General features: G+C 67.2%; 19 protein-coding genes. 4 read left to right on the top strand and 15 right to left on the bottom strand.

The genetic code is table 11. The features are described 5' to 3' along the window. Positions 1 to 126: 126 nt before the first annotated feature. The 9 genes from BW970_RS17355 to BW970_RS17395 all read right to left on the bottom strand — a co-directional run bounded on the left by BW970_RS17355 (position 127) and on the right by BW970_RS17395 (position 10338). Positions 127 to 783 carry a rhomboid family intramembrane serine protease gene (locus BW970_RS17355; protein WP_159441462.1) on the bottom strand — a complete coding sequence of 219 codons (657 nt, stop codon included), beginning with the start codon at positions 781 to 783 and terminating at the stop codon, positions 127 to 129. Between the two features lie 204 nt (positions 784 to 987). Next, complete coding sequence (locus tag BW970_RS17360) at positions 988 to 2550, bottom strand: coiled-coil domain-containing protein (RefSeq protein WP_076533807.1); 1563 nt, start codon at positions 2548 to 2550, stop codon at positions 988 to 990. Positions 2551 to 2770: 220 nt separating this feature from the next. Beyond that, on the bottom strand, positions 2771 to 4609 hold the full coding sequence (locus tag BW970_RS17365; protein ID WP_076533810.1) for an ABC transporter ATP-binding protein: 1839 nt from the start codon (positions 4607 to 4609) through the stop codon (positions 2771 to 2773). Positions 4610 to 4620: 11 nt separating this feature from the next. Then, complete coding sequence (locus BW970_RS17370; protein ID WP_076533812.1) at positions 4621 to 5484, bottom strand: ABC transporter permease; 864 nt, start codon at positions 5482 to 5484, stop codon at positions 4621 to 4623. Further along, positions 5484 to 6422, bottom strand: coding sequence for an ABC transporter permease (locus tag BW970_RS17375; RefSeq protein ID WP_076533814.1), 939 nt, complete (start codon positions 6420 to 6422; stop codon positions 5484 to 5486). The genes BW970_RS17370 and BW970_RS17375 overlap by 1 nt, the downstream gene beginning before the upstream one ends. Continuing rightward, entirely contained in the window at positions 6419 to 7543 is a 1125-nt protein-coding gene (locus tag BW970_RS17380; protein WP_076533816.1) for an NAD(P)/FAD-dependent oxidoreductase, read from the bottom strand. The genes BW970_RS17375 and BW970_RS17380 overlap by 4 nt, the downstream gene beginning before the upstream one ends. Continuing rightward, entirely contained in the window at positions 7540 to 8925 is a 1386-nt protein-coding gene (locus BW970_RS17385; protein ID WP_076533818.1) for an FAD/NAD(P)-dependent oxidoreductase, read from the bottom strand. Before BW970_RS17385 ends, BW970_RS17380 begins: the two co-directional genes overlap by 4 nt. After that, positions 8922 to 9218 (bottom strand): (2Fe-2S)-binding protein, encoded by a 297-nt coding sequence (locus BW970_RS17390; RefSeq protein WP_076533820.1) that lies wholly within the window; start codon positions 9216 to 9218, stop codon positions 8922 to 8924. Before BW970_RS17390 ends, BW970_RS17385 begins: the two co-directional genes overlap by 4 nt. After that, complete coding sequence (locus BW970_RS17395; protein ID WP_200799311.1) at positions 9199 to 10338, bottom strand: NAD(P)/FAD-dependent oxidoreductase; 1140 nt, start codon at positions 10336 to 10338, stop codon at positions 9199 to 9201. The genes BW970_RS17390 and BW970_RS17395 overlap by 20 nt, the downstream gene beginning before the upstream one ends. Before the next feature lie 108 nt (positions 10339 to 10446). Between BW970_RS17395 and BW970_RS17400 the strand changes: the two genes are divergently transcribed. Then, the gene (locus BW970_RS17400) at positions 10447 to 11397 is read left to right on the top strand and encodes a LysR substrate-binding domain-containing protein (RefSeq protein WP_076533824.1); all 951 of its coding nucleotides are present in this window, start codon (positions 10447 to 10449) and stop codon (positions 11395 to 11397) included. Here the strand turns inward: BW970_RS17400 and BW970_RS17405 are convergent. Then, positions 11366 to 12928 (bottom strand): ABC transporter substrate-binding protein, encoded by a 1563-nt coding sequence (locus tag BW970_RS17405; protein ID WP_076533825.1) that lies wholly within the window; start codon positions 12926 to 12928, stop codon positions 11366 to 11368. The genes BW970_RS17400 and BW970_RS17405 overlap by 32 nt on opposite strands. A gap of 234 nt (positions 12929 to 13162) precedes the next feature. Between BW970_RS17405 and BW970_RS17410 the strand changes: the two genes are divergently transcribed. Continuing rightward, positions 13163 to 14242, top strand: a complete 1080-nt coding sequence (locus BW970_RS17410; RefSeq protein ID WP_076533827.1) for an NAD/NADP octopine/nopaline dehydrogenase family protein — start codon at positions 13163 to 13165, stop codon at positions 14240 to 14242. Between the two features lie 308 nt (positions 14243 to 14550). Here the strand turns inward: BW970_RS17410 and BW970_RS17415 are convergent, their stop codons facing one another. The 4 genes from BW970_RS17415 to BW970_RS17430 are packed head-to-tail and all read right to left on the bottom strand — an operon-like array spanning position 14551 to position 18247. Then, on the bottom strand, positions 14551 to 15456 hold the full coding sequence (locus BW970_RS17415) for an ABC transporter permease (protein WP_076533830.1): 906 nt from the start codon (positions 15454 to 15456) through the stop codon (positions 14551 to 14553). Positions 15457 to 15459: 3 nt separating this feature from the next. Further along, positions 15460 to 16287: an ABC transporter ATP-binding protein gene (locus BW970_RS17420; protein ID WP_200799312.1), complete on the bottom strand. Its 828-nt coding sequence runs from the start codon at positions 16285 to 16287 to the stop codon at positions 15460 to 15462. Further along, positions 16272 to 17240 carry an ABC transporter substrate-binding protein gene (locus tag BW970_RS17425; RefSeq protein ID WP_076533831.1) on the bottom strand — a complete coding sequence of 323 codons (969 nt, stop codon included), beginning with the start codon at positions 17238 to 17240 and terminating at the stop codon, positions 16272 to 16274. The genes BW970_RS17420 and BW970_RS17425 overlap by 16 nt, the downstream gene beginning before the upstream one ends. Beyond that, positions 17237 to 18247 carry a dipeptidase gene (locus BW970_RS17430; RefSeq protein WP_144039006.1) on the bottom strand — a complete coding sequence of 337 codons (1011 nt, stop codon included), beginning with the start codon at positions 18245 to 18247 and terminating at the stop codon, positions 17237 to 17239. The genes BW970_RS17425 and BW970_RS17430 overlap by 4 nt, the downstream gene beginning before the upstream one ends. Positions 18248 to 18352: 105 nt before the next feature. Between BW970_RS17430 and BW970_RS17435 the strand changes: the two genes are divergently transcribed. Continuing rightward, positions 18353 to 19327, top strand: a complete 975-nt coding sequence (locus BW970_RS17435; RefSeq protein WP_076533835.1) for a LysR family transcriptional regulator — start codon at positions 18353 to 18355, stop codon at positions 19325 to 19327. Between the two features lie 642 nt (positions 19328 to 19969). Further along, positions 19970 to 20209 carry a hypothetical protein gene (locus BW970_RS17440; protein ID WP_076533837.1) on the top strand — a complete coding sequence of 80 codons (240 nt, stop codon included), beginning with the start codon at positions 19970 to 19972 and terminating at the stop codon, positions 20207 to 20209. 249 nt (positions 20210 to 20458) lie between these two features. Here BW970_RS17440 and BW970_RS17445 read toward each other — a convergent pair whose 3' ends face one another. Further along, positions 20459 to 21124 carry a VPLPA-CTERM sorting domain-containing protein gene (locus BW970_RS17445; RefSeq protein WP_083701352.1) on the bottom strand — a complete coding sequence of 222 codons (666 nt, stop codon included), beginning with the start codon at positions 21122 to 21124 and terminating at the stop codon, positions 20459 to 20461. Positions 21125 to 21488: the final 364 nt, after the last annotated feature.

The raw sequence follows: 21488 nt of genomic DNA on the forward strand, positions 1-21488 counted from the left end.
ACAAATCCTCCGGGATCGGGCGAATTTGCAACCTGTGCGGTCGCGCCGGGTTGGGGACCTGGCGGAATGCGCGCTATTCTCGGGTGTTGTTTCCGAAATCGAAACGAGTTTGCCCGGCCGGTCGGCTCAGGTGATTCGCCCCTTCTGGTGCCGCCCGGCCCAAAGCGCACAGAGAACCCCGGCCAGATAGCCGCCCAGATGGGTCTCCCAGGCCAGCAGTCCGCGCAACAGCACAAAGCTGACCAGGTTGAACAGCGCCAGCCCCAGGGTGATGGCCGCAAAGGGCCAGAGCGCGCCCCAGACCCCCCGGCCCTCGGCCCGGCGGTCCTGGACCAGCCCCCAGGCCCAGATCCCGGCCAGTCCGAACACCAGCCCCGAGGCGCCGACCATCGGCTGCGGGCTGCGCGACAGCAGGCCAAAGGCCAGCCCGCCCCCCAGCACGATCAGCAGGCAGGCCAGCAGGAACCCCGCACGGTCCAGCCGCTCGGCCGCCAGCCGCCCCAGCGGCAGGATGCCCAGCAGGTTGCCGATCAGATGACCCGGCCCGCTGTGCAGGACGGCATGGGTCAGGAACATCGTCACCGGCTGGACGGCATAGTTCGGGGTCCAGCCATGCAGCAACCCGGCCCAGAAGGCCCCGTACTGATAGCTCAGCGGCCGCCACAGCACCGTGCCCCAAAGACCCAGATCCGCGCCCAGAACCACCAGTTCGGGCAGCGCCACCGCCACCGCCAGCCCGGTCACATAGCGCGGGGTCATATCTGCCGGAAACCGCGATGCCACCTGCCTGCCCTTTCTGGCCGCTCCGCAACAGCACGGCCCGGCGCCGGGCAGAATACACAAGCCTGCCGCCCGCGCCATGCCTGCAAGGGGGGGGCGGGCGGCAAGGCCCGTGGCCGGGGCGCTGCGGTCACGCCAGGCCCCGGCCGGGCGTTCTGGCCGGGAGCCTTGGTCGCCTTGCGCCCGTGCCAGACGGTCCCGCCAGTCTCAGCCGCTGTGATCCTCGGCGGGCGGGCCGTGTGCCCCGGTGTCGTGCAACAGCAGATCCCGGATTAGTGCGACCTGGCCTTCGGCCCGCCGCAGCGCATCGTTGGCCAGGGCATTGCGGTGTTCCAGCATACGGATCCGCTCTTGCAGCCGGTCTTGTCCCTCTGGGGCGGCAGGTGGGGCGGGCCTGTCCTGGTCCGTAGCCAGATCGGTGGCGTGGCGCGCAAGTTCCGTCTGCAACCGGGCGATCTGCCGGGCCTGTTCGGCGGCTTCGGCCTGCGCGGCCGCGTGTTCGCGCAGCCGCGGTTCGGGATCGGGGGCCGGAGGAGGGCTGGCCAGCAGGGTATCGATCTCCTCTTGCTGACCCTTTACCTGAGCGTCAAGCAAGGCGGTTTCGGACACAAGTAGGGTGATCCGGCCCTGCATGGCCAGAACCTGTCCGGCCAGTTCCTCGTTCTGCGTCCGGCTGGCGGCCAGATCCTGCCGTGTCTGGGCCAGTGTGGCCTCCAGCATGTCACAGCGGGCAGCACGGGGCTCGAGGCTGGCAAGGCTGTGGGCCATGGTCTTGGCGGCGGCTTCGGCCGCAACCAGCGCGGTGCGGGCCTCGGTTGCCTCGTGCCGGGCGGTGGCGGCTTCTTGCGACAGACGGGCGATTTCGTCTTGCAGGGCCACGATCTGGCTGGCCAAGCCAGAGGCCTCGGCTTGGGCGCGGTCGCGGTCCTTCCACATCTTGTGGCGAGTGTCCCTGGCCTCGGTCAGATCCTGCTCGATCTTGGCCAGGGCTGCCGCGGCCTGTGCCTGGGCGCGGGCAAGGGATGCGGCCATCTCGGTTCTTTCAGCCTGTGCCGTGTCGCGCTCTTGCCGGATCTGTGCCAGTTCGGCCTCGCACCGGGTCAACTGTCCGGTCAGATCCTGCAAGGCCTGGGCCTGCTGGTCTATTCCGAATGAAAGTTCGGGAAAATCGGGATCCGCCTCTTCACGCGCCTCGAGCCGGAACCCCAGGTCTTCAAGCCGCGCCGTCAGGGTGGCAGCATCTGCGGCGCCTTCGAAAAAGGTTTCGACCCCGCAGCGCAGCAGCACCCTGTCTGCCTGTGCCAGAAGCCCGGCATCTCCGAGCATTGTCAGAATTGCGGCCTCCGAGCCTGGGGCGTCGATCCAGAGCGTCACCGGGCCGGGCAGATTGGCCAGCGCCCCGGCCAGGGTGGCGGCCGTTTCCAGCCGCGCGTCATGGCGCGCGCGGCACCGTAATCCGGGGAACAAGGCGCGCAGGGCGGTGGTGGGGGGATGCAGGCTGGTCAGCCCGTTGGCCGACCAGACGGTGATTTCGGCCGTGCCGGACCGGGGACCAGGCAGACAGGCCAGGCGGATGGTGGTCTCTGTCCCGGACAGGCCCTCGTCCCCAGGCGCGGACGGATCGATCAGCGGATCCAGGATCACCACATGCGCAGGACGTGTGCGCAGCGCAGCAACCCTTGCCGCATGAACCTCGGGCGAGGCCATGCCGATCACCACCAGCGCACCAGATGCGGAGCCGTGGGCAGGGGGCAAGTCCTGTGCAATCATGGTGGCCTTCCTGTCATCGTCATGGACCGGCGGGCCGGCCCCTTTCCCCGCCAGACCCGCAAGGACGGGCGGAGCCCCCTGGCAGAGCCTTAGCAGAGGCGCCCTCTTTGGCGCAACGGGGCCGGTCGGCAGTCCCGGCCCCGGTGCGCTGCCCGCCTGATGCCAAACGGCCCTGCCAGGGCGCCCGATGGACCCCCGGCCGGACAGACAAGGACCGTTGCTAGGCGTCCTGCATCACCCAGTGATCCTCGCCGGCCTCGCGGTAGCTGCGCCGGGCGGGGATATGGTCGGCCGGGCGGATCGGGCTGGGGATCTCGTCATTCGACAGGGTCCGGCGCATCCGGCGGCGCGACGGGTCGGGCAACAGCACCGCCGACAGCAGCTTGCGCGTATAGGGGTGCTGCGGGTTGCCGAAGATGCGCGCGCGCGGGCCGATTTCCACGATCTCGCCCAGATACATCACGGCAACGCGGTGGCTGATGCGTTCGACCACCGCCATGTCATGGCTGATGAACAGATAGCTCAGCCCAAGCCCCGCCTGCAGTTCCAGCATCAGGTTGACGATCTGCGCCTTGATCGACACGTCCAGCGCCGAGACGGATTCATCCGCCACGATCAGCTTGGGTTCCATCGCCAGCGCGCGGGCAATGCAGATGCGCTGGCGTTGGCCACCGGAAAATTCGTGGGGATAGCGTTCGGCCATGCCCGGATCCAGCCCGACGCGCCCCAGCAGCGCCGCCACCCGGCCCGGCAGATCCGCGCGCGACACCAGCCGGTGCACCTGCAGCGGTTCGGCAATGGCATCACCCACCCTCTGGCGCGGGTCCAGGCTGGCAAAGGGATCCTGAAAGATCATCTGCATCTGGCGCCGCCCGGTTTTCAGCTCGGCCTTCGACAGATCCGACAGCTTGCGCCCGTCGAACACCACCTCGCCTGCCACCGGCTCCAGCAACCGCAGCACCGACCGCCCCGTCGTCGACTTGCCGCAGCCGCTTTCGCCGACCAGGGCCAGCGTCTCGCCGGCGCGCAGATCGAAGGACACATCCTCGACCGCATGGACCCGGCCCTGCACCCGGCGCAGAAAACCGCCGCGGATGTCGAAGCGCGTGGTCAGCCCGCGCACCTGCAACAATGGTGCGCCCTGATCCGGCAGGCGGCTGGCGACAGGAGGGGCGGGCCGTTCGCGCCCGTCCTCGTCCAGGTCGGGAAAGGGCATCGGCTGGCTGCTGTCGCCCATCGCGCCCAGTTGCGGCACCGCCGACAGCAGGGTGCGGGTATAGGGATGGCGGGGCCGGGCAAAGATGTCGGTGCAGCGGCCATCCTCGACGATATGGCCATGGCGCATGACCAGCGCACGATCGGCGATTTCCGCCACCACGCCCATGTCATGGGTGATGAACAGCACGCCCATCCCCTCTTCTTGCTGCAATTCCTTGATCAGTTGCAGGATCTGCGCCTGAATGGTCACATCCAGCGCCGTTGTCGGCTCGTCCGCGATCAGCAGTTGCGGCCGGCAGGCCAGCGCCATGGCGATCATCGCGCGTTGCCGCATCCCGCCGGAAAACTGGTGCGGGAATTCGTCCACCCGCCGCGCCGCCGCCGGGATCCGGACCCGCTCCAGCAGGCGCAGCGCCTGGCGCCGCGCCTCCTGCATCGAGGCGCCATGATGGATCACCAGCGACTCGCCGATCTGTTCGCCCACGGTCATCGTGGGATTGAGCGAGGTCATCGGCTCCTGAAAGATCATTGCCATCCGCTGGCCGCGGATGCGGGCCATCTGGGGTTCGGGCAGGCGGGCCAGATCCTGGCCTTCGAACAGGATGCGCCCGGCGGCGATCCGGGCGCCCTGGGCGGGCAGCAACCCCATCACCGACAGCGCCGTGACCGATTTGCCCGACCCGGATTCGCCCACCACCGCCACGGTTTCATTGCGGTGGATGGTCATGGACAGATCCTGCACGGCGGCGTTCCAGCGCCTGCCCATCAGGAATTCGGTCCGCAGGCCCTGCACCTCCAGCACGGGGGCGCTGTGCGGATCGGCGGTTTGCATGGTTATCATGGCCGGATCCTTCATTCCACGCGGGTTTTCGGGTCGATGGCGTCGCGCAGCGCATCGCCCAGGATGTTCAGCGCCAGCACGGTCAGCAGGATCGCCAGGCTGGGAAACACCGCCAGCCACCAGGAATCGAGGATATTGTCGAACCCTTCGCGGATCATCCCGCCCCAGGTGGCGGTCGGCGGCGGCACCCCCAGCCCGATAAAGCTGAGCGCGGCCTCGGTGCGGATGGCGCTGGCCATCCACATCGAGCCGACGACCACCACTTCGGAGGCCATGTTGGGCAGGATGTGCCGCCCCATCAGCCGGCTGTCGGAAAACCCCATCGCGCGGCCCGCCTCGATGAAATCGCGCTGTTTCAGACTGATGGTCGGGGCGCGGGCCACGCGGGCAAAGGGCGCCATCTCGGTGATGGCAATGGCGATGATCAGGTTCTGGAAACTGGCCCCCAGCATGGCCGCGATCATCAGGCCCAGCAGCAGGGTGGGAAAGGACAGCATCACGTCCAGCACGCTCATCACGATGCGGTCGAAGGCGCCGCCGATGAACCCCGACAGGATGCCGATGGCCGAGCCGACGATCATGGCGATCAGGATGGCGACAAACCCCACCACCAGCGACACGCGGGCCCCGTGGATCAGCCGCGACAGCACATCGCGGCCATAGGTGTCGGTGCCCAGCAGGTAGTCGGCCGAAGGCGGTTGCAGCCGGTGCAGGATGTTCTGTTGCAGCGGGTCATAGGGGGCGATCCACGGCGCGAACACGGCTGCAAAGACAATGATGGCAAACAGCGCAAGACCCAGCCAGGACAGGCGGTTGCGGCGCAGCGCGGCCCACAGCGCATTGCCGCGGCGGGGGGAATGGGATGCAATCGACATCAGTTGTATTTCACCCTCGGATCGACCAGCCCGTAGGCAATGTCTGTCAATGTGTTCACCAGCACCACGAACGTGGCGAAGATCACCATGAGCCCCTGCAACAGGGTATAGTCCCGCGCGTTCAGCGCCCCCAGGATCAGCTTGCCCAGACCGGGGCGCGAGAACACCATCTCGGTCAGGACCGAATTGCCGATCAGCGTCCCGAAATACAGGCCCACCACCGTGATGACCGGGATCAGCGCATTGCGCAGCGCATGGCGGCGGATCAGGCGCCCAGGGCCGACGCCCTTGGCCCGTGCGGTGCGGATGTAATCCTCGTTCAGCACGTTCAGCATCGAGGCGCGGGTGACGCGGGTGATATAGGCCGTCATGATCAGCCCCAGGTTCAGCGCCGGCAGCGCCAGCGCCCGCAGATGCGCCTCGAGCCCGGCGCCCCCGCTGCCCATCACCGGAAACCAGCGCAGATGCACCGCAAAGGCCAGCAGCATCAGAATGCCCGAAACAAAGGCCGGAAACGACAGCCCGATCAGCGACACGAGCCGGCTGACATAATCGGGCCAGAGGTTGCGATAGATCGCCGCCGTGGTGCCCAGCGGCACCCCGAACACCGCCCCGATCACCAGCGCGGCCACGGTCAGCTCGATCGTGTAGGGCAGCACGACGGCCACCTCTTGCAAGACCGTGCGGCCCGTCGACATCGACCGGCCGAAATCACCCTGAAGGGTGCGCAGCACGAAATCGAAGAACTGCACATGGATCGGCTGGTCCAGTCCCAGCTGCGCGCGCAGCCGTTGCAGGGCGTCCTCGCTGGCCTGATCGCCCAGGATGGTGATGGCCGGATCCCCCGGCACCAGCCGCACCAGCACAAAGATCACGACCAGCATCAGGAACAGGGTCGGGATCGCCAGCAGCAACCGGCGGAAAACATATTGGATCATGCGGCAACATCCCTGCTGTTGAAACGCGCGGCGGAAAACGGTGTCAGCGTGGCGGGCACCCGGCCGGTGCCGACCATCTCCGCCACGGCGGCCCCGGCGGCAGGGACCAGTTGAAACCCGTGGCCGGAAAAGCCGAACACATGGTACATCCCTTCGGCCAGGGTCGAGGGGCCGATGACCGGCAGAAGATCGGCCGTCTTGCCTTCGAGCCCCGACCAGCAGCGGGTGATCCGCGCCCCGCCAACCGCCGGCATCAATTCGCAGGCCGCGGCGGCCCCGGCGGCCAGCGCGCGGAAATCCAGCAGCGTTTCCTCGCGGTCCAGGTCATAGCGGCCCTGGATGCCCCCGCCCAGCACCAGCGTGCCTTGCGACGATTGCTTGAACGACAGCGACCGCCCGACGATGGACACCACGGGGCGGATCACCGCCTCGATCCGTTCGGTGACCATCATCATCGAGGCCTTGGCCGACAGCGGGATCGTCTCGCCCACCAGATCCGCGACCCGCGCCCCCCAGGCGCCGGCGGCATTGATGATGGTGGCGGCGCGCACCGTGCCGGCCCCGGTCTCGGCCCGCCAGTGCCCGCCCTCGCGCGTCAGGGACTGCACCCCGGCACCTTCGCGCAGATGCACCCCGGCGGCCTCGGCTGCGGCACGAAACGCGATCAGTGTGCGATGGGGGTCGGCGGCGCCGTCGCGGGGCGCATGACAGGCCCCGATGAAGCGCGGGTTGATGCCGGGGACCAGCGCGCGCAACTGCTGCTGGTCGATCAGCGTCTCGGTATCATGGCCCGCGGCCTGCAACGCGGCCAGCCGGGCCCGTTCCCGCGCTGCCTGGGCATCGGTGGAAAACACCCGCAACTGCCCATGCGCGGCAAAGCCGCAGTCGTCGCCGACCAGCGCGGCAATCTCGTGCCACATCTGCATGGCGATCACCGACAGCGGCAGTTCCAGCGGGTTGCGCCCCAGCGTGCGCACGCCCGCCGCCGAGGCGCCCGACGCATGGCGCCCGACAAAGCGGCGTTCCAGCACCTGCACCCGGGCCCCGGCCCGCGCCAGATGCAGCGCGGCCGACAGCCCGTGCAGCCCCCCCCCGACGATCAGGACATCCGGGTGCGTCATGGCGCCTCGCGCCCCTCTTCCAATGCGGCCAGTTCGCGCAGCGTAACAGGCCGCAGCGGCGGGCGGATGCGGAAAAACCCGGTTTCGGCAGGGGTCTGGCCATAGGTTTCGGCCAGCAGGCGGTTGACCGTATAGCCGCATTGCCGCCCCTGGCATGGCCCCATGCCACAGCGGGTCACCGCCTTGACCTGGTTCGGCCCGCCCCGGTGGATCCGGGCCGCGGCACGGATCTCGCCTGCCGTCAGTTCCTCGCAGCGGCAGACGATGGTGTCATCGGCAATCGGGGTGTCGGGCGGCGGATAGACCGCGTCCAGAAATCCGCGCGCTGCGGTGGCGGCGCGCAATTCGGCACGGGTGGCAGCGATGGCATCGGCGGTGGCCGGACGGCCCAGCCGGGCCGCAATGCCCTGGGCTGCCAGCCGCCCGCGTGCAACGGCGGCCCGCGCCCCGGCGATCCCGGCCCCATCCCCCGCGACGAACAGCCCGTCGATGCCCGTCATGCCCCAATCGTCCAGCACCGGGCGCAGCGCGCCCTGGCCCGCGTCCCAGACATGCGGCGCCTCGACCGACAAGGTGGCATGGACCGAGGGCACGACACCTTCGTGCACCAACAGCAGATCCGCCGCGACGCGGTGGCTGCGGCCATCGGCGGTGCGGTAGCAGATGGCCTCCAGCCGTGTTTCCCCCTCGGCCGCCAGATCGCGGATGCCGCGCTGGAGGCGCAGACCGGCCGCGCGCAGGTCGCGCAGCCAGCCCAGCCCCTTGCGCAGATCACCCCAGCCGCGCAGCGCGCCGCCGATCTGCGGCAAGGCGCGGCGGGCCGCCCCGGCCGGCGTGGTGTCCAGATAGCCCGCGATCTGCCCCCCGGCCGCCAGCAACTGGCGCATGTACAGGATGGGCAGCGGCCCCGACCCGGCAATCCAGACCGGACGGTCGGGGATCTGGCCCGATCCCTTCATCAGGATTTGCGCGGCCCCCACCGTCATCACCCCTGGCAGGGTCCAGCCCGGAAGCGGGGCCGGGCGTTCCTGCGCGCCGGTGGCCAGCACCAGCGCCCTGGGCTCGGCCAGAAAGGCCTGCCCGTCCTGCGACAGGAACACGCGCAGGCCGCGCTCGATATGCCACATCCGGGTGCCGGGGCGGTATTCGGCACCGCTGGCACGGAACCGCGCCACCATATCGGCCCCGGCGGCATAATCCGGCCCCAGCGCGCGGCGCAGCACATCGGGGCGCTGGCGTTCGACATCGCGCCAGATCTGCCCGCCCGGACGGGGCTGTTCATCGACGACCAGCGGCATCAGCCCCAGCCGGCGCAACTCGATGGCCGCCGCCATGCCCGCAGGCCCGGCCCCGACGATCAGGATATCATGGCCACTGTTCATGCGGTGATCCTCAGCTTGCCCCTGGGGCGTTCGATCCTCATGCCCGGACGGACCTCGACCAGACAGGTCTGGACAGAGGTTTCCCCGTCCACCGTCGCCAGACAGTCAAAGCACACGCCCATCAGGCAATAGGGTGCGCGGGGGGTTTCCTGCACCGGGGTATGCCGGGCGATATGCGGTGGTACCCGCAGCAACAGGGCGGCCACCGTCTCGCCCTCCTGTGCGGGGGTTTCGACACCGTCGACAAAGACCGGGACAGCCCGGCGCGCGGGATCAGCTAGCGGCTTGAACATGGAAACGCCTGTTGTGAAAGGGATCGAAGGCCGGTGACAGCGTGCCCGACGCGATGGCAGGGGCCAGCCGTGCCGCATGTACCGCCGCCAGCGTCACCCCCGAATGGCACCCGGCGACAAAGGCGCCGGGATGGTCGGCCGACTGCACATAGACCGGGCAGCCATCGGGGCTGAGCGAGCGCAGCCCCGACCAGTGCCGTACCAGTTGCAGCCGGGCAAAATCGGGCGAGATGTCCACGGTCTTGCGGGCCAGCCAGCCCGAGGCCCGGACCGAGGTCGATACATCCTCGCCGACGTTTTCCTTGGTGGCGCCGATCATGATGGTGCCATCCGCCGTCTGCCGCAGCCCGCTGCACGGATAGGGCAGCACCGGGGCGATGCGCTGGGTCACCAGAACCTGCCCGCGCTCGGCACGGATCGGCACCTCCAGGCCCAGTTGACGCGCCAGCGCCGGGCTGGCGATGCCGGCGGCGATCACCACCCGCGCCGCACGCCATGTGCCCCGGTCGGAGGTTACGGCAAAGCCGCCTGCCTCGGGCCGGATCGCACTCACGCGGGTATTGCCGCGCAGATCCCCCCCCAGCCTCTGGAACCCTGCGTGCAGCGACGCCAGCAGGTGCAGCGGATTCACATGACCATCCCTCCAGCAGAAACTGGCCCCTGACACCGTCGCCCCCAGGGGCAGGTCGGGCAACAGCCCCTGCAGGGCGCGGCGGTCGATCATCTCGATATCCGTTGCGCCGCTGGCCGGGTCGTCGGCCAGCCGCTCGGCCTCGAGCCGGGCGATCAGCGCGCGGCGCTGGTCATGGCCGGTATCGCCAAAGGTCAGCGCAATGCCGCCGCGGCGTTCGTAATCCACCTGGACCCCACCCGACACCTCGGCCAGATCGCGCAGAAAGGCGGGCCACAGATCCGCGCTCTGGCGGGTCAGGCGCTGATAGGCCGGCATCCCCGGCCCCTTGCCCTGCACCCAGACCAGCCCGAAATTGGCGCGTGCGGCACGGAAATCGGTATCGCCGCCATCCAGGACCAGCACCTGCTGCCCCCCCCGCGCCAGACCCCAGGCGATTGCCGCCCCCACGGTCCCGGCGCCGATCACGATCGTATCTGGCTCTCGCACTGGCTTGGACTCCCTCTTGTCTTGCAGTGATACGCGCGGGCTTGGTATATTTTCAAAGATCAGTTATTCAGATCAGTATTCAATAGAGTTATATCTCAGGGCAGACTCATGGCGCGGACGAAAACCTACCGGCAACCGACCATGCGCCAGATCGAGGCGTTCAAGGCCGTGATCGAAACCGGCACTGTCAGCCGCGCGGCCGAAGTGCTGAACATGTCGCAACCGGCGGCCAGCAAGCTGCTGACCAACCTCGAGGCCGATATCGGGCTGACGCTGTTCGAACGGCGGCGCGGGCTTTTGGTGCCCAACGAGCGCGGGGTGCGGTTCTATCAGGAAATCGACCGCATCTTTTCGGGGCTGAACCAGATCAACCGCGCCGTGGACAGCCTGCGGCGCGAGGAACAGGGGCAACTGGTGATCGGCTGCCTGCCGGGCCTGTCGGGGCATTTCATCTGTTCGGTGATCGCGGCGTTCAAGGCGCGGCACCCGGATGTGTTCATCTCGCTCCAGGCACGCAGTTCGCAGTTCATCGTGGAATGGATGCGGGCCGGCCATGTCGATGTCGGTGTCATCACCGGGCGGGCCGAGGACACGCATATCGAATCCACCTCGATCCTGCGCCAGCCGCTGACCTGCTTTCTGCCGCGCGATCATCCGCTGGCGGCCCGGACGGTGTTGACCATGGCGGACATTGCCGATCAGCCGATCATTTCCTTCATGCAAGGCAGCTATACCCGGCTGTTGCAGGACAAGCTGTTCGAAAGCCACCGCGTGCAGCCGCATGTCGTGGTCGAGGCCACCACCTCGCCCAATGTGTGCGAAATGGTGGCCCTGGGGCTGGGCATCGCGCTGTCGCATCCCTTTCATGCCGTGGGCATGGAAAACCGCATCGCGATCCGGCCCTTTGCCCCGGAAAACATCGTCGATTATCAGCTGTGCCGGCTGCGCCATGGGCGCAACCGGCGTCTGGTCTCGGCCTTTGTCGATTGCGTGCACGAAACCTCCGAGGATTTCGCCCGCGGCATCGTCACCTGGCCGTCAACTCCGTCAGTTCCGTGATCGGCGGCGCCAGGTTCATCGCCCCCACCAGATCATAGCCGTAGTCCAGCCGGTCGCTGCGCAGCCAGACCTGGCGCAGGTTGAACAGCGGCACCGCGCAGATCTCCTCGTGGATCAGGCGTTGCGCCTCGGCCCAGTCGGCCAGCTGGCCTTGCGGATCGGTGTTGACCCGTGCCGCCTCGATCGCGGCATCCGCCACGTCACAATGGGAAAAATTGGTGATCGCGGTGGGTTTGCCGACGATGGCGTCGGAATGGTAATATTCCGTCAGATAGCTGTCGGCGATGGGAAACCGGGCCGAGCCATAGAACACCATCCCGCTCAGATCCTTGCGGATCAGGTCGTGATAGGTCGGATGGTCCACCACCTGCAGATCCAGCTTGATCCCCGAGGCGGCAAGCTGGGCCTGGATCACCTCCATGATGGGCAGTTGCGCATTGTTGCTGGACACCACCTGCTTGATGGTGATGCCATCGGGGTGCCCCGCCTCGGCCAGCAGCTTTTTCACCGCCGCCGGGTCATAGCCGTAAACCCAAGCGCTGCATTCCTCGCCCAGATAGCCCGACGGGATGACCGAACAGCCCTTGGGCGCCACATCGGCCCCGACAAAGGCCACGATCTCGTCGATGTTGATGGCGCGGGCCACCGCCTCGCGCACGCGGCGGTCATCCAGCGGCGCCTGGCGGGTGTTCAGGTGCAGGGTGCGGAATTCGGCCGGCCAGAACACATCGACGACCACGTTCGCCTCGCGTGCCCAGCGATCGATCCAGCGCTGTTCGCGTTTGCCATAGATCAGGTCCAGCTCGCCCGAGGTAAAGGCCAGCTCGCGGCTGGCATCGGCCTGGATCAGGCGGTAGTCGATGCCCGTAATCTTGGGGGTGCCCCGGAAATAGCCGTCATGGCGGGCAAAGGTGACGCTTTGCTGCGTCTGGTGCGAGACGAAGGCAAAGGGCCCGGTGCCCACCGGCTGCTTGCCGAAATCGGCGCCTGCCGCCTCGGCCGCCGCCTTGCTGACGATATGGCCGCCATGGTAATTCGACAACAGTCCCAGAAAGCCCGGCACCGGATGGGCCAGAACGATGCGCACGGTGCGTGGGTCCAGCGCCTCGATGGTCTGGAACCCGGCATAGGCGGCGGCAAAGGAGGACCGCTCCGGATCCTTGGCGCGTTCCAGCGAATAGACCACATCCTCGGCCGTCAGCACGCCCCAGTCGCCGTGAAAGGCCACGCCCTCGCGCAGGGTGAAAACCCATTCCAGCCCGTCATCCGAGGTTGTCCAGCTTTCGGCCAGATCGGGTTCCAGCGCGCCCGGATCGGCATTGCCGGGCGGAAAGCGCAGCAGCCCGTTGTAGATCCAGCCCACCGCGCCCTTGTCGCCGGTGGCGCTGGCCCGGTGCGGGTCAAGCGTGGTGATGTCGGGCGCGTTGATCCCGACACGCAGCACCTGATCCTGCGCCAGGGCCGGGGCCGCCAGGGCCATCCCTGCCAGCAGCGTGCCGCCCAATATCAGCCGTTTCCCTGTTGTGGTCATTTTTCCCTCGCCATCTTGTCTGATGTTGCCCAGCCACAGAACCAAGGTCCGGTAAATAGAGTCAAATAGCGCATTTCGCGTTCGGTATTCCTTTGGGCAATACCAAAGCCGCGGGACCTCGCTATAACCCATGCGCATATCTGCCAGAGTTTTCGGACTTTGACGGAACGGGCACGGGCCCCCTATCCCCCCCTGGGGGCGCGCTGCTGCGCCATGGATCACAAGGGGAAAACCATGCGCGTTGCCATCGCCGGTGCCGGGGGCATCGGATATTCCTACGCCGCCTTTCTGGCGCAGGGCGGGCACAGCCCGGTGCTGTGGTCGCCCTCGAACAGCCGGGCGCAGGATCTGGCCCAGGGCGTGCCGCTGACCGCCACCGGCGCGATCGAGGGGCAGTTTTCCGTGGCCGTGGCGCAGGATCCGGCAGCACTGCTGGCCGGGGCCGATGCGGTGATCCTGGCGCTGCCCGCCTATGGCCATCGCGCGGTGATCGACCGCATCCTGCCGCATCTGGCAACGGGGCAAAGCGTCATTCTCAGCGCGCATCTGTCCTTTGCCGCGCTTTATCTGTCGCGGGGGCTGGCGGCGCGAGGGCTGCGCTGCCCGATCATCGTGTGGAACACCACCGCCTCGACCGGGCGCCAGACCGGGGCGGCCGCGGTATCGGTCTCGTTGGTGCGGCGCGAGGTCGAGATGACGGTGATCCCCACAGAGGGCATGGCGGCGGCGCTGGCGCTGTGCACCGAGCTGTTCGGCGTGCGGTTCCGGCCGGTCGACAGCCTGCTGGCCGTCGATCTGGGCAACCTGAACCCGACGGTGCATTGCGGGCTGGCGCTGTTCAACCTGACCCGGATGGAACGGGGCGAAACCTGGGTGCAACAGGATCACATGACGCCCGCCGTCTGCCGGTTTCTCGAGGATCTGGATCTGGAACGACGGGCCGTCGCATCGGCGCTGGGGGTCAGTGCACGGTCGATCCATCAAAGCTATGCCGTGCCCGGCAAGGTCGAGATCGCCCCCCTGGCCATGATGATGACCGAGGTGGTCCGGATTCGCCGTCCGGTCAACGGGCCGAAATCGCTGGACACCCGCTATGTGACCGAGGATGTGCCCTTTGGTCTGGTGCCCCTGGTGCGGCTGGCCGATATGGCGGGGGTCGCGGTGCCGTTGCATCAGGCGGCCATTCTGATGTTCTCCTCGCTCTATGGCCGTGATCTGGCACTGGAAAACGACCTCCTGCCAGATATTGCCCCGGCCTTCGGGTCACTGGACGGGCTGCGCCGCATGGCAGCGCAAGGCTGGGCCGCGGGCTGACACCCCCGGAACCGGCGGCGTCGGGTTCGGACCCTGGCTGACAGGGCAGGGAGGATGCCCCCCTGAAGGGGGGTCTTGCTTGGCCATCCCGGCATGTCCGATAAGGCAAGATTATCGGATATTGAAACAAACCTCTCTATGGCGCGCGTTATGATCCCCTGATGCGCATCAGGATTTCTAGCGTCATGTTTTTAAGCAAATCCGCAAGCCCGACTGATCGGGCCAATCGGCGCGGATGACGGCCTTTTGCAACTGCGGGGTGCTGCCGGATCCGCGGCGGGTCCGGCAGCCTCAGGCCATGCGATGGTTCAGGCGTGCAGCTTTTCGCGCCCGGTGCCACCGCCCCGGCGCAGGGCGGGCAGGCCCAGCGTCAGCAGCACGAACACCGCCGTCACCAGCTTCAGATCGCTGGGATGCAGGCCCAGCGACAGGCCCAGCGAGACAAACTGGTAATAGATCGCCGCGCCGATCACCGGCGCCAGCAACTGGCGGGTGATGGTCTGGCGTCCCACCACCGTTTCCCCGATCACCAGCGACGCAAGGCCGTTGATCAGCAGCCCCATCCCCATGCCGATATCGGCAAAGCCCTGCAACTGCACGACCAGCGCCCCGCCAAAGGCCGACAACCCGTTGGCCAGACCCAGCCCCACCAGCGTCCAGGTCCACAGGTTGATGCCCAGCGACGGCGCCAGATCGGGGTTGATGCCGACCACCCGCAGGGCCGCCCCGGCCTCGGTCGCCAGAAACCAGCGCAGCGCCAGCAGCATGACGACCACCAGCACGCCAAAGACCAGAATTTGCAGCGCCACCGATCCCAGAATGGCCGGGCTGATCTGAAGAAACACGCTGTCGGCCGAAAACAGCGCCACGTTGGACCGCCCCATCACCCGCATGTTGACGCTGTAAAGCGCGGTAAACACCAGAATCCCGGCCAGCAGCGAATTCAGCCGGAATTGCAGGTGGATCAGCGCGGTGGCCATGCCTGCCGCGATCCCGGCGCCAAAGGCCACCGCCGTGGCCAGAAAGGGGTTCCACCCCGCCAGGATCAGCGCGGCACAGACGCAGCCGCCCAGCGGGAACGCCCCCTCGCTGGTCAGGTCGGGAAAGCTGAGCAGCCGGAACGGGATCATGATCCCCATCACGACAAAGGCATACATCAGGCTTTGCGCGAAGGTGACGGGGATCAGGTTCAGGAAGGCGTCGATCACAGGCATGGCTCAGTGTCCCAGCAGCATTCGGTCAGTGTCGATGCGGAATTTCTCGACCAGATCGGCGGCGGTCAGCGCCGATTTTTCCGACCCGCCGATGTCCAGCCGGATGCGGCCGGCATCCATCATCACCAGCCGGTTGCCGGTCTCGATCGCCTGGCGCATGTTATGCGTGACCATCAGCGCGGTCAGGCCATGATCCTGCACCACACGCAACGTGGCCTGCATGACGATTTCGGCGGTGCGCGGATCCAGCGCGGCGGTATGTTCGTCCAGCAACAACAGCGCGGGCCGCGACATGACCGCCATGATCAGCGACAGCGCCTGCCGCTGGCCACCGGACAGCAGCGCAACCGGCGTGGTCAGCCGGTCCTCCAGCCCCAGCGCCAGCGGGCGCAGGCGGTCGCGGTAGGTGTCGCGCCGCGCGCGGTCCAGCGCCAGCCGCAGGCGGCGGGGCTGCCCGCGCCGTTCGGCCAGGGCCAGGTTTTCCTCGATGGTCATGGCGGCGGCGGTGCCGATCATCGGATCCTGAAAGACGCGGGTGATCCAACCGGCCCGCCGGTGCCCTGGAACGCGGGTGATATTGCGCCCTGCCAGGGTGATCGTTCCGGCATCCGGCGCAAAGGCCCCGGCGATGCTGTTCAGCAGCGTCGATTTGCCCGCCCCGTTCGAGCCGATGACCACCGCAAAATCGCCGGGCATCAGCGCCAGATCCACCCCGTCCAGCGCAGGCCGCGCCCCCGGAAGGCCGCCGCCAAAGGTCTTGCGCAGGCCCTGCACGGCCAGAAGGGGGGGGCCGCCCCCCTGCGGGCGTTCCGGGATCACTTCAGCAGCCACGGGCTGTCCTTCAGGGCGTCGGGGATCGGCAGGCCGACAGCCTCCATGCCCTTGACGCTGACATAGCTGTCGAAATCCCCGGCCACCGGCACATAGGGCGCGATATCGGCAGGCTTGGCGCCCTTGAGGATCCGGTCGGCAATATCGGCCGCATGTTCGCCGTTCTTGCGGTAGGAAATCGCATGGAACCCTGCCAGCTGATCCTGAAGGGCCGGGTTGAACACCGAATTGAACAGCGGCATCCTGATACGCTGCGCCACCTGCGCAACGATCGGCACGGCTGTCTGCACGACATTCGACTGGATCAGGAACACCGCATCGACCTGCCCGGCCAGGCTTTGCATCCGCTGGGGCAGGTCGGCCGAGGCCTCGACCGGAACGCCGACAATCCTGATGCCCGCCTTTTTACCGGCCTCGGTCAGCAGTTCCATATTGGTGGCGTCGTTATCCTCGCCGGGGTTGAACAGGGTGCCCACCGCCTGGATGCCAGGGATCACCTGTTTCAGAAACGCCAGCGTCGCATCGAAATCGGGCATCATCGACGCGCCGGTGCTGGTGGCCGAGCCGTGCTGCCAGTCGGGCACGATGCCCGCCACCACCGGATCGACGACCGAGGCAAAGACGATGGGGATCGTCTTGTCGGTGATGCCCCGCACCGCCGCCTGGTTGAGGCCCGTGGTGATGGCCAGCACCAGCGCGGGCTTTTCCGCCTCGACCTTGGCCAGAACCTGCGGGATCAGCGTGCGGTCGAAGTTCGCATGGCTGAAACTGTAGGTCACGGCCGTACCCTCGGCATGGCCCAGGGCGCCCATGCGGTCCTTGAACCCTTCGGCCACCTGGTTCAGGGCCGGGTGTTCGCCAAAGCTGGCAATGGCAATATGTTTCGTCTCGGCCTGCGCGGTCGCGGCGGTCAAGGCGAGGGCGGCGGCAAGCCGCAGGGTCTTGAGGCTCATGCGTCTGTCCTTTGTTGGGTGGGGCGCCAGGTCTGCGCGGCGACACGCAGGAAGTTCTCGCCAAGAATCCCGAGGATGGCCGTTTCGTCATAGCCGTGGCGGTCCAGCGCCTCGACCAGGTCTGGCAGGGCTTCGGGTTTGACATCGGCCCAGGGCGGACGCGGATAGCCGCGCTGCGCCATCAGGGGGCCGGAGTCATAAAGCTTGGTCATGAAGGGCTGGTAGAACACCGTATCCAACCCAAGGCCCACATGCTGCGGCCCGACCAGTTGCGCGATATGGTCGATGTGGCGCATCACCGCGCCGACGCCCGAGCTGTTGTCATCGGTCAGGAACGCCCCGATGGAGTTGATGCCGACCACGCCGCCCTTGGCGGCAATGGCGCGGATCTGCTCATCGGTCACATTGCGTTCGTGGTTCTTGATCGCGCGGGCGCTGGAATGGCTGGCGATCACCGGCTTGTCCGACAGTTCCACGATATCGAGCGAGGTGCGGATACCGGCATGGCTGACATCCAGCAACATCCCCACGCGGTTCGCCTCGGCGACAAAGGCGCGGCCCAGCAGCGACAGCCCGGCGTTTTCCGGTTCGTGGCAGCCGTCCCCCAGCGGATTGCGGGTGTTGTAGCACAGGATCATCCAGCGGATGCCCAGCCGGTACCAGGTATCGATCAGCGCCGGATCATAGCCCAGGGGGCTGGCGCCTTGCAGGTGAAAGCCGATGCCCAGCTTGCCATCGCGTTTGGCGGCGCGGATATCCTCGACCGAGTCCACGATGCGGCACAGGTCGCTGCGGTTCTCGAAATAGCGGCGCTGCTGCGCGAAATGGCGCAGCGTGGGTTCGGGCCGGTCCCAGTCGGCACCGATGGTCATCGACAGGCAACTGAACCCCGCATTGTGGTAGCGGGGCAGCATCGAGGGCCCTTCGTCCAGACATTCCGGCGTCCAGCCGACGGCGCTTTCCCACACGAGGGCGCGTTCCAATAGTGAAACAAGCTGAGGTGCCAAGCCGCGACTCCCTTTGGTATTTGACACAGGATGCCTTGTATCCCTGGCTTGCCCTAGGGGGTGTTTCGGGTATCACTGTTCCATGATCGGAACAAAGGACCCGCCGTGCCCGCGCCTCCCGACCCGACGGATCTGATGCTGTTTGCGCTGGTGGTGACTGCCGGCGGCTTTTCCGAGGCGACAAAGCACTCTGGCATCCCCAAATCCACGCTGTCCCGCCGGATCGGCGCGCTGGAGGCGCGGCTGGGCGAAAAGGTGCTGCAACGCACCACCCGCCGCATCGTGCTGACCGAGATGGGCCAGCGGATCCTGGGCGCCGCCGAACAGATCGCACATGAGGCAGAGCGGGTGGCCGAAGTGGCCGAACACCGCCAGTTGACGCCGTCGGGCCGCCTGCGCGTGTCGGCCCCCGCCGATCTTGCAGGCATCGTTCTGGGCCCGATGCTGGCCGCCTTTGCCACCGCCTGGCCCGAGGTGCAGCTCGATCTGGATCTGTCCCCGCGCTATGTCGATGTGATCGCAGAGAGTTTCGATCTGGCAATCCGGGTGGGCGAGGGCGACACATCGCAACAGCTGACGGCACGGCATCTGACGAACCTCGATCTGGGGATCTATGCCGCGCCCGGCTATCTGGACCGCTGCGGCCAGCCCTCGCGCGCGCAGGATCTGGCAGAGTTTCATCTGCTGGCGCTGACAAGCGCCGGGGCCGCGCAGCCCTGGGCCCTGGACCGGCAGGGACAGGGGATCACCATCGACATGGCCGGCCGGCGGGTGGGGGCCAATTCCTATGACATGCTGCGCCGCCTGGCGCTGATGGGCGCAGGCATTGCCGTATTGCCGGTGTTGTTTGCCCAGGAGCCGGAACACCAGGGCGCGCTGGTGCGGCTGTTGCCGCACTGGGCGCTGAAGCCGGTGACGGTGCGGGCGGTGTTTCCAAGCCGTCGGCTGATGCCGCAAAAGACCAGGGTGTTCCTGGATGCCCTGCTGCACCACCTCCGCCCCGGACGCCCTGCGGATCCGGCCTTGATCGCGGCCTACAGCCTGATGACCGGCGGCCCCCAGCGCAACGGGCTGCTCTAGGCAGACGGCCAGCCGTGGCCGCCACCCACAGGTCATGCCCCTTCGGGCAAGGGTGTCAGGCTGAAACGCGGCCACGACAGCGCGCAGTGCGGCCAGCACGGGCAGACGCGAATCTGCGAACTGAACACGGCACGGCGCATCGCGCCTGGGGCGGAAAACGTCGTGCAGAGGACAGATGGCGGCGTCCAGAATGCGCGATGCAAAGCCCAGAAGGCGGGCTGCATTCGACATTTGCCACGGCGCGCGCGGCGCGGCGCAGGATGCACAAGGCGCAGGGCGGGACACATCGTGCGGGATGCGCGGTGCGGGCTGCACCTGACACCCCACATCCGCCAGAAGACGTGCTGCGGGACGCACAAAACGCGGTCCAAAGAGCGCGATGCTCGGGACAGGAAACGCGGGGCGCATGGCATTGCGCGCGATGCGCACTGCATCTGACAAAAGACGTCAAATCGGCCCTCGGGGCAGATTTTCCACATTGAGTACAAGCCCTTGGTGCCTTCTCCGCTTGTGCTGGGAGAAGGCGGTCTTGTACGAAGCTGGCAAGAAATAGGAACGTATACTTCACATGGGCGGCAGTCGCAGACCGACCGATCAGGGACACCAGCAGATCGTCCGGGAACGGGCGAAAGGCGCCGCTGTGTGCGGTCTGGGCATCGCCCGAAGGTCTCCTCCAACACGGTCTTCAACCTGCTGGGCCATGGCCGGTTCGCCGTTTCGGCCAGTGACAGCCAGACCAGGGAACTGCCGGTGAAGGTCACCGAGCGTGACCTTCGCGGCTTCGAGGCTGCATTTTCGCATTGCGGTATCGCGCACCGCCCGGACGCCCTGCGCCGCTCGATCCTGTCTGCGACGACATTCTGCGTCCAGATGAGGACATGACAAAAGAACTGCAGAGCTTGAGCGCCGCATTGAACCGGGTCGGGAACAAGGCCACCCAGGTTGCGCAACGCCTGAACGGGGGCAAAGCTCAAGAGAGAGGCTACCCTACACGACCGACAGCCATTGCGAGATCCGCGATCTCGCAGCACTCGCCTTCGACATGCCAGCCAGAGACAGCGGGCGCATCACGAAAACGACGGGCCCCATTTCCGGGGCCCGTCGCGTGTTCCGGCGATGCGATGGGCCGGATCAGGCCGCGGGCTGGCTTGCCTTGCGGCGGCGCAGGACGGCCAGGCCGCCCAGGGCGCCCAGCAGCAGCACGCCGCCGGCTGGCAGCGGAACCGCCGACACCTGCACCGAGATCGAGGACAGGTCGAAGTTGTTCGACCAGGGCGCGAATTCACCGAACCAGACGCCGACGGCATCCGCGGCCAGCGCCGTGGTCAGCGCCGTGCCGGTCAGCTGATAGGTCACCGAACCGCTGCCGACCAGCGTTCCCAGCGAGATGCGCGTGGCCGACGAGGTATCGAGATTGCCGCCGCCGGTCAGCGCGCCTGCGGTAAAGGTCTGCCACTGCTCGGACAGGAAGAAACCGTTGCCTGCATTGGCGTAGTTCACCGTCACGCTGATGGCGTTGATCTGGTTGCCGATGCTGGCCAGCGAGAACTGCTGGTAAAACGGCGTGCCGGATCCGTCGTTCAGGCGGGCATAGTTGCTGCCATAGGTGACGCGCGGGGCCGCCCCTTGGGTTGCGGTACCGGCTGCGCCGAAATCCGTGCCGTAGTTCTGGGTGAATGTCACCGTGGCGGCATCGGCCGCAGCTCCAAGGCCGATGACAGCGGAAAGGGCAATGGCGGGGAGGGAAAGATATTGCTGGATCATGGGAAGGTTCAAGGCTCCTGTCGTGAACATCATGGCCGGACGCCACTTGGCGCGACGCGCCTTTTTTAGGCCACATTTTCGCCATGGTCCAAGAAAAACCCCCGAAAAGATCAAATTTCCGTGCCTGCGACCGGCATTGCGATGCAGATCCTCCGCGATCCGGGACCGGGGCAAAGATTGTCGATACCTCCTCAACAATCATGCGAGCCCCGGAAATCCGGGGCGCCTGGGCATGTGCCAGCCTCGTGCCGGGTGATTCCCGTTCTGGTGGCCTGCCGCAACCTTTGAGGGCAAGGGCCGGCTGGTATCGGGTCGATCCCCGAGCGGAGGGCCGCGCACAGGGGCGCCGGCGCATCGCCCCGGCCCCCGCTTTCACATTGCCCGGACACAGGCGATG

The organism is Gemmobacter megaterium, assembly GCF_900156815.1.
GTDB classification, from domain to species: Bacteria; Pseudomonadota; Alphaproteobacteria; order Rhodobacterales; family Rhodobacteraceae; genus Wagnerdoeblera; species Wagnerdoeblera megaterium.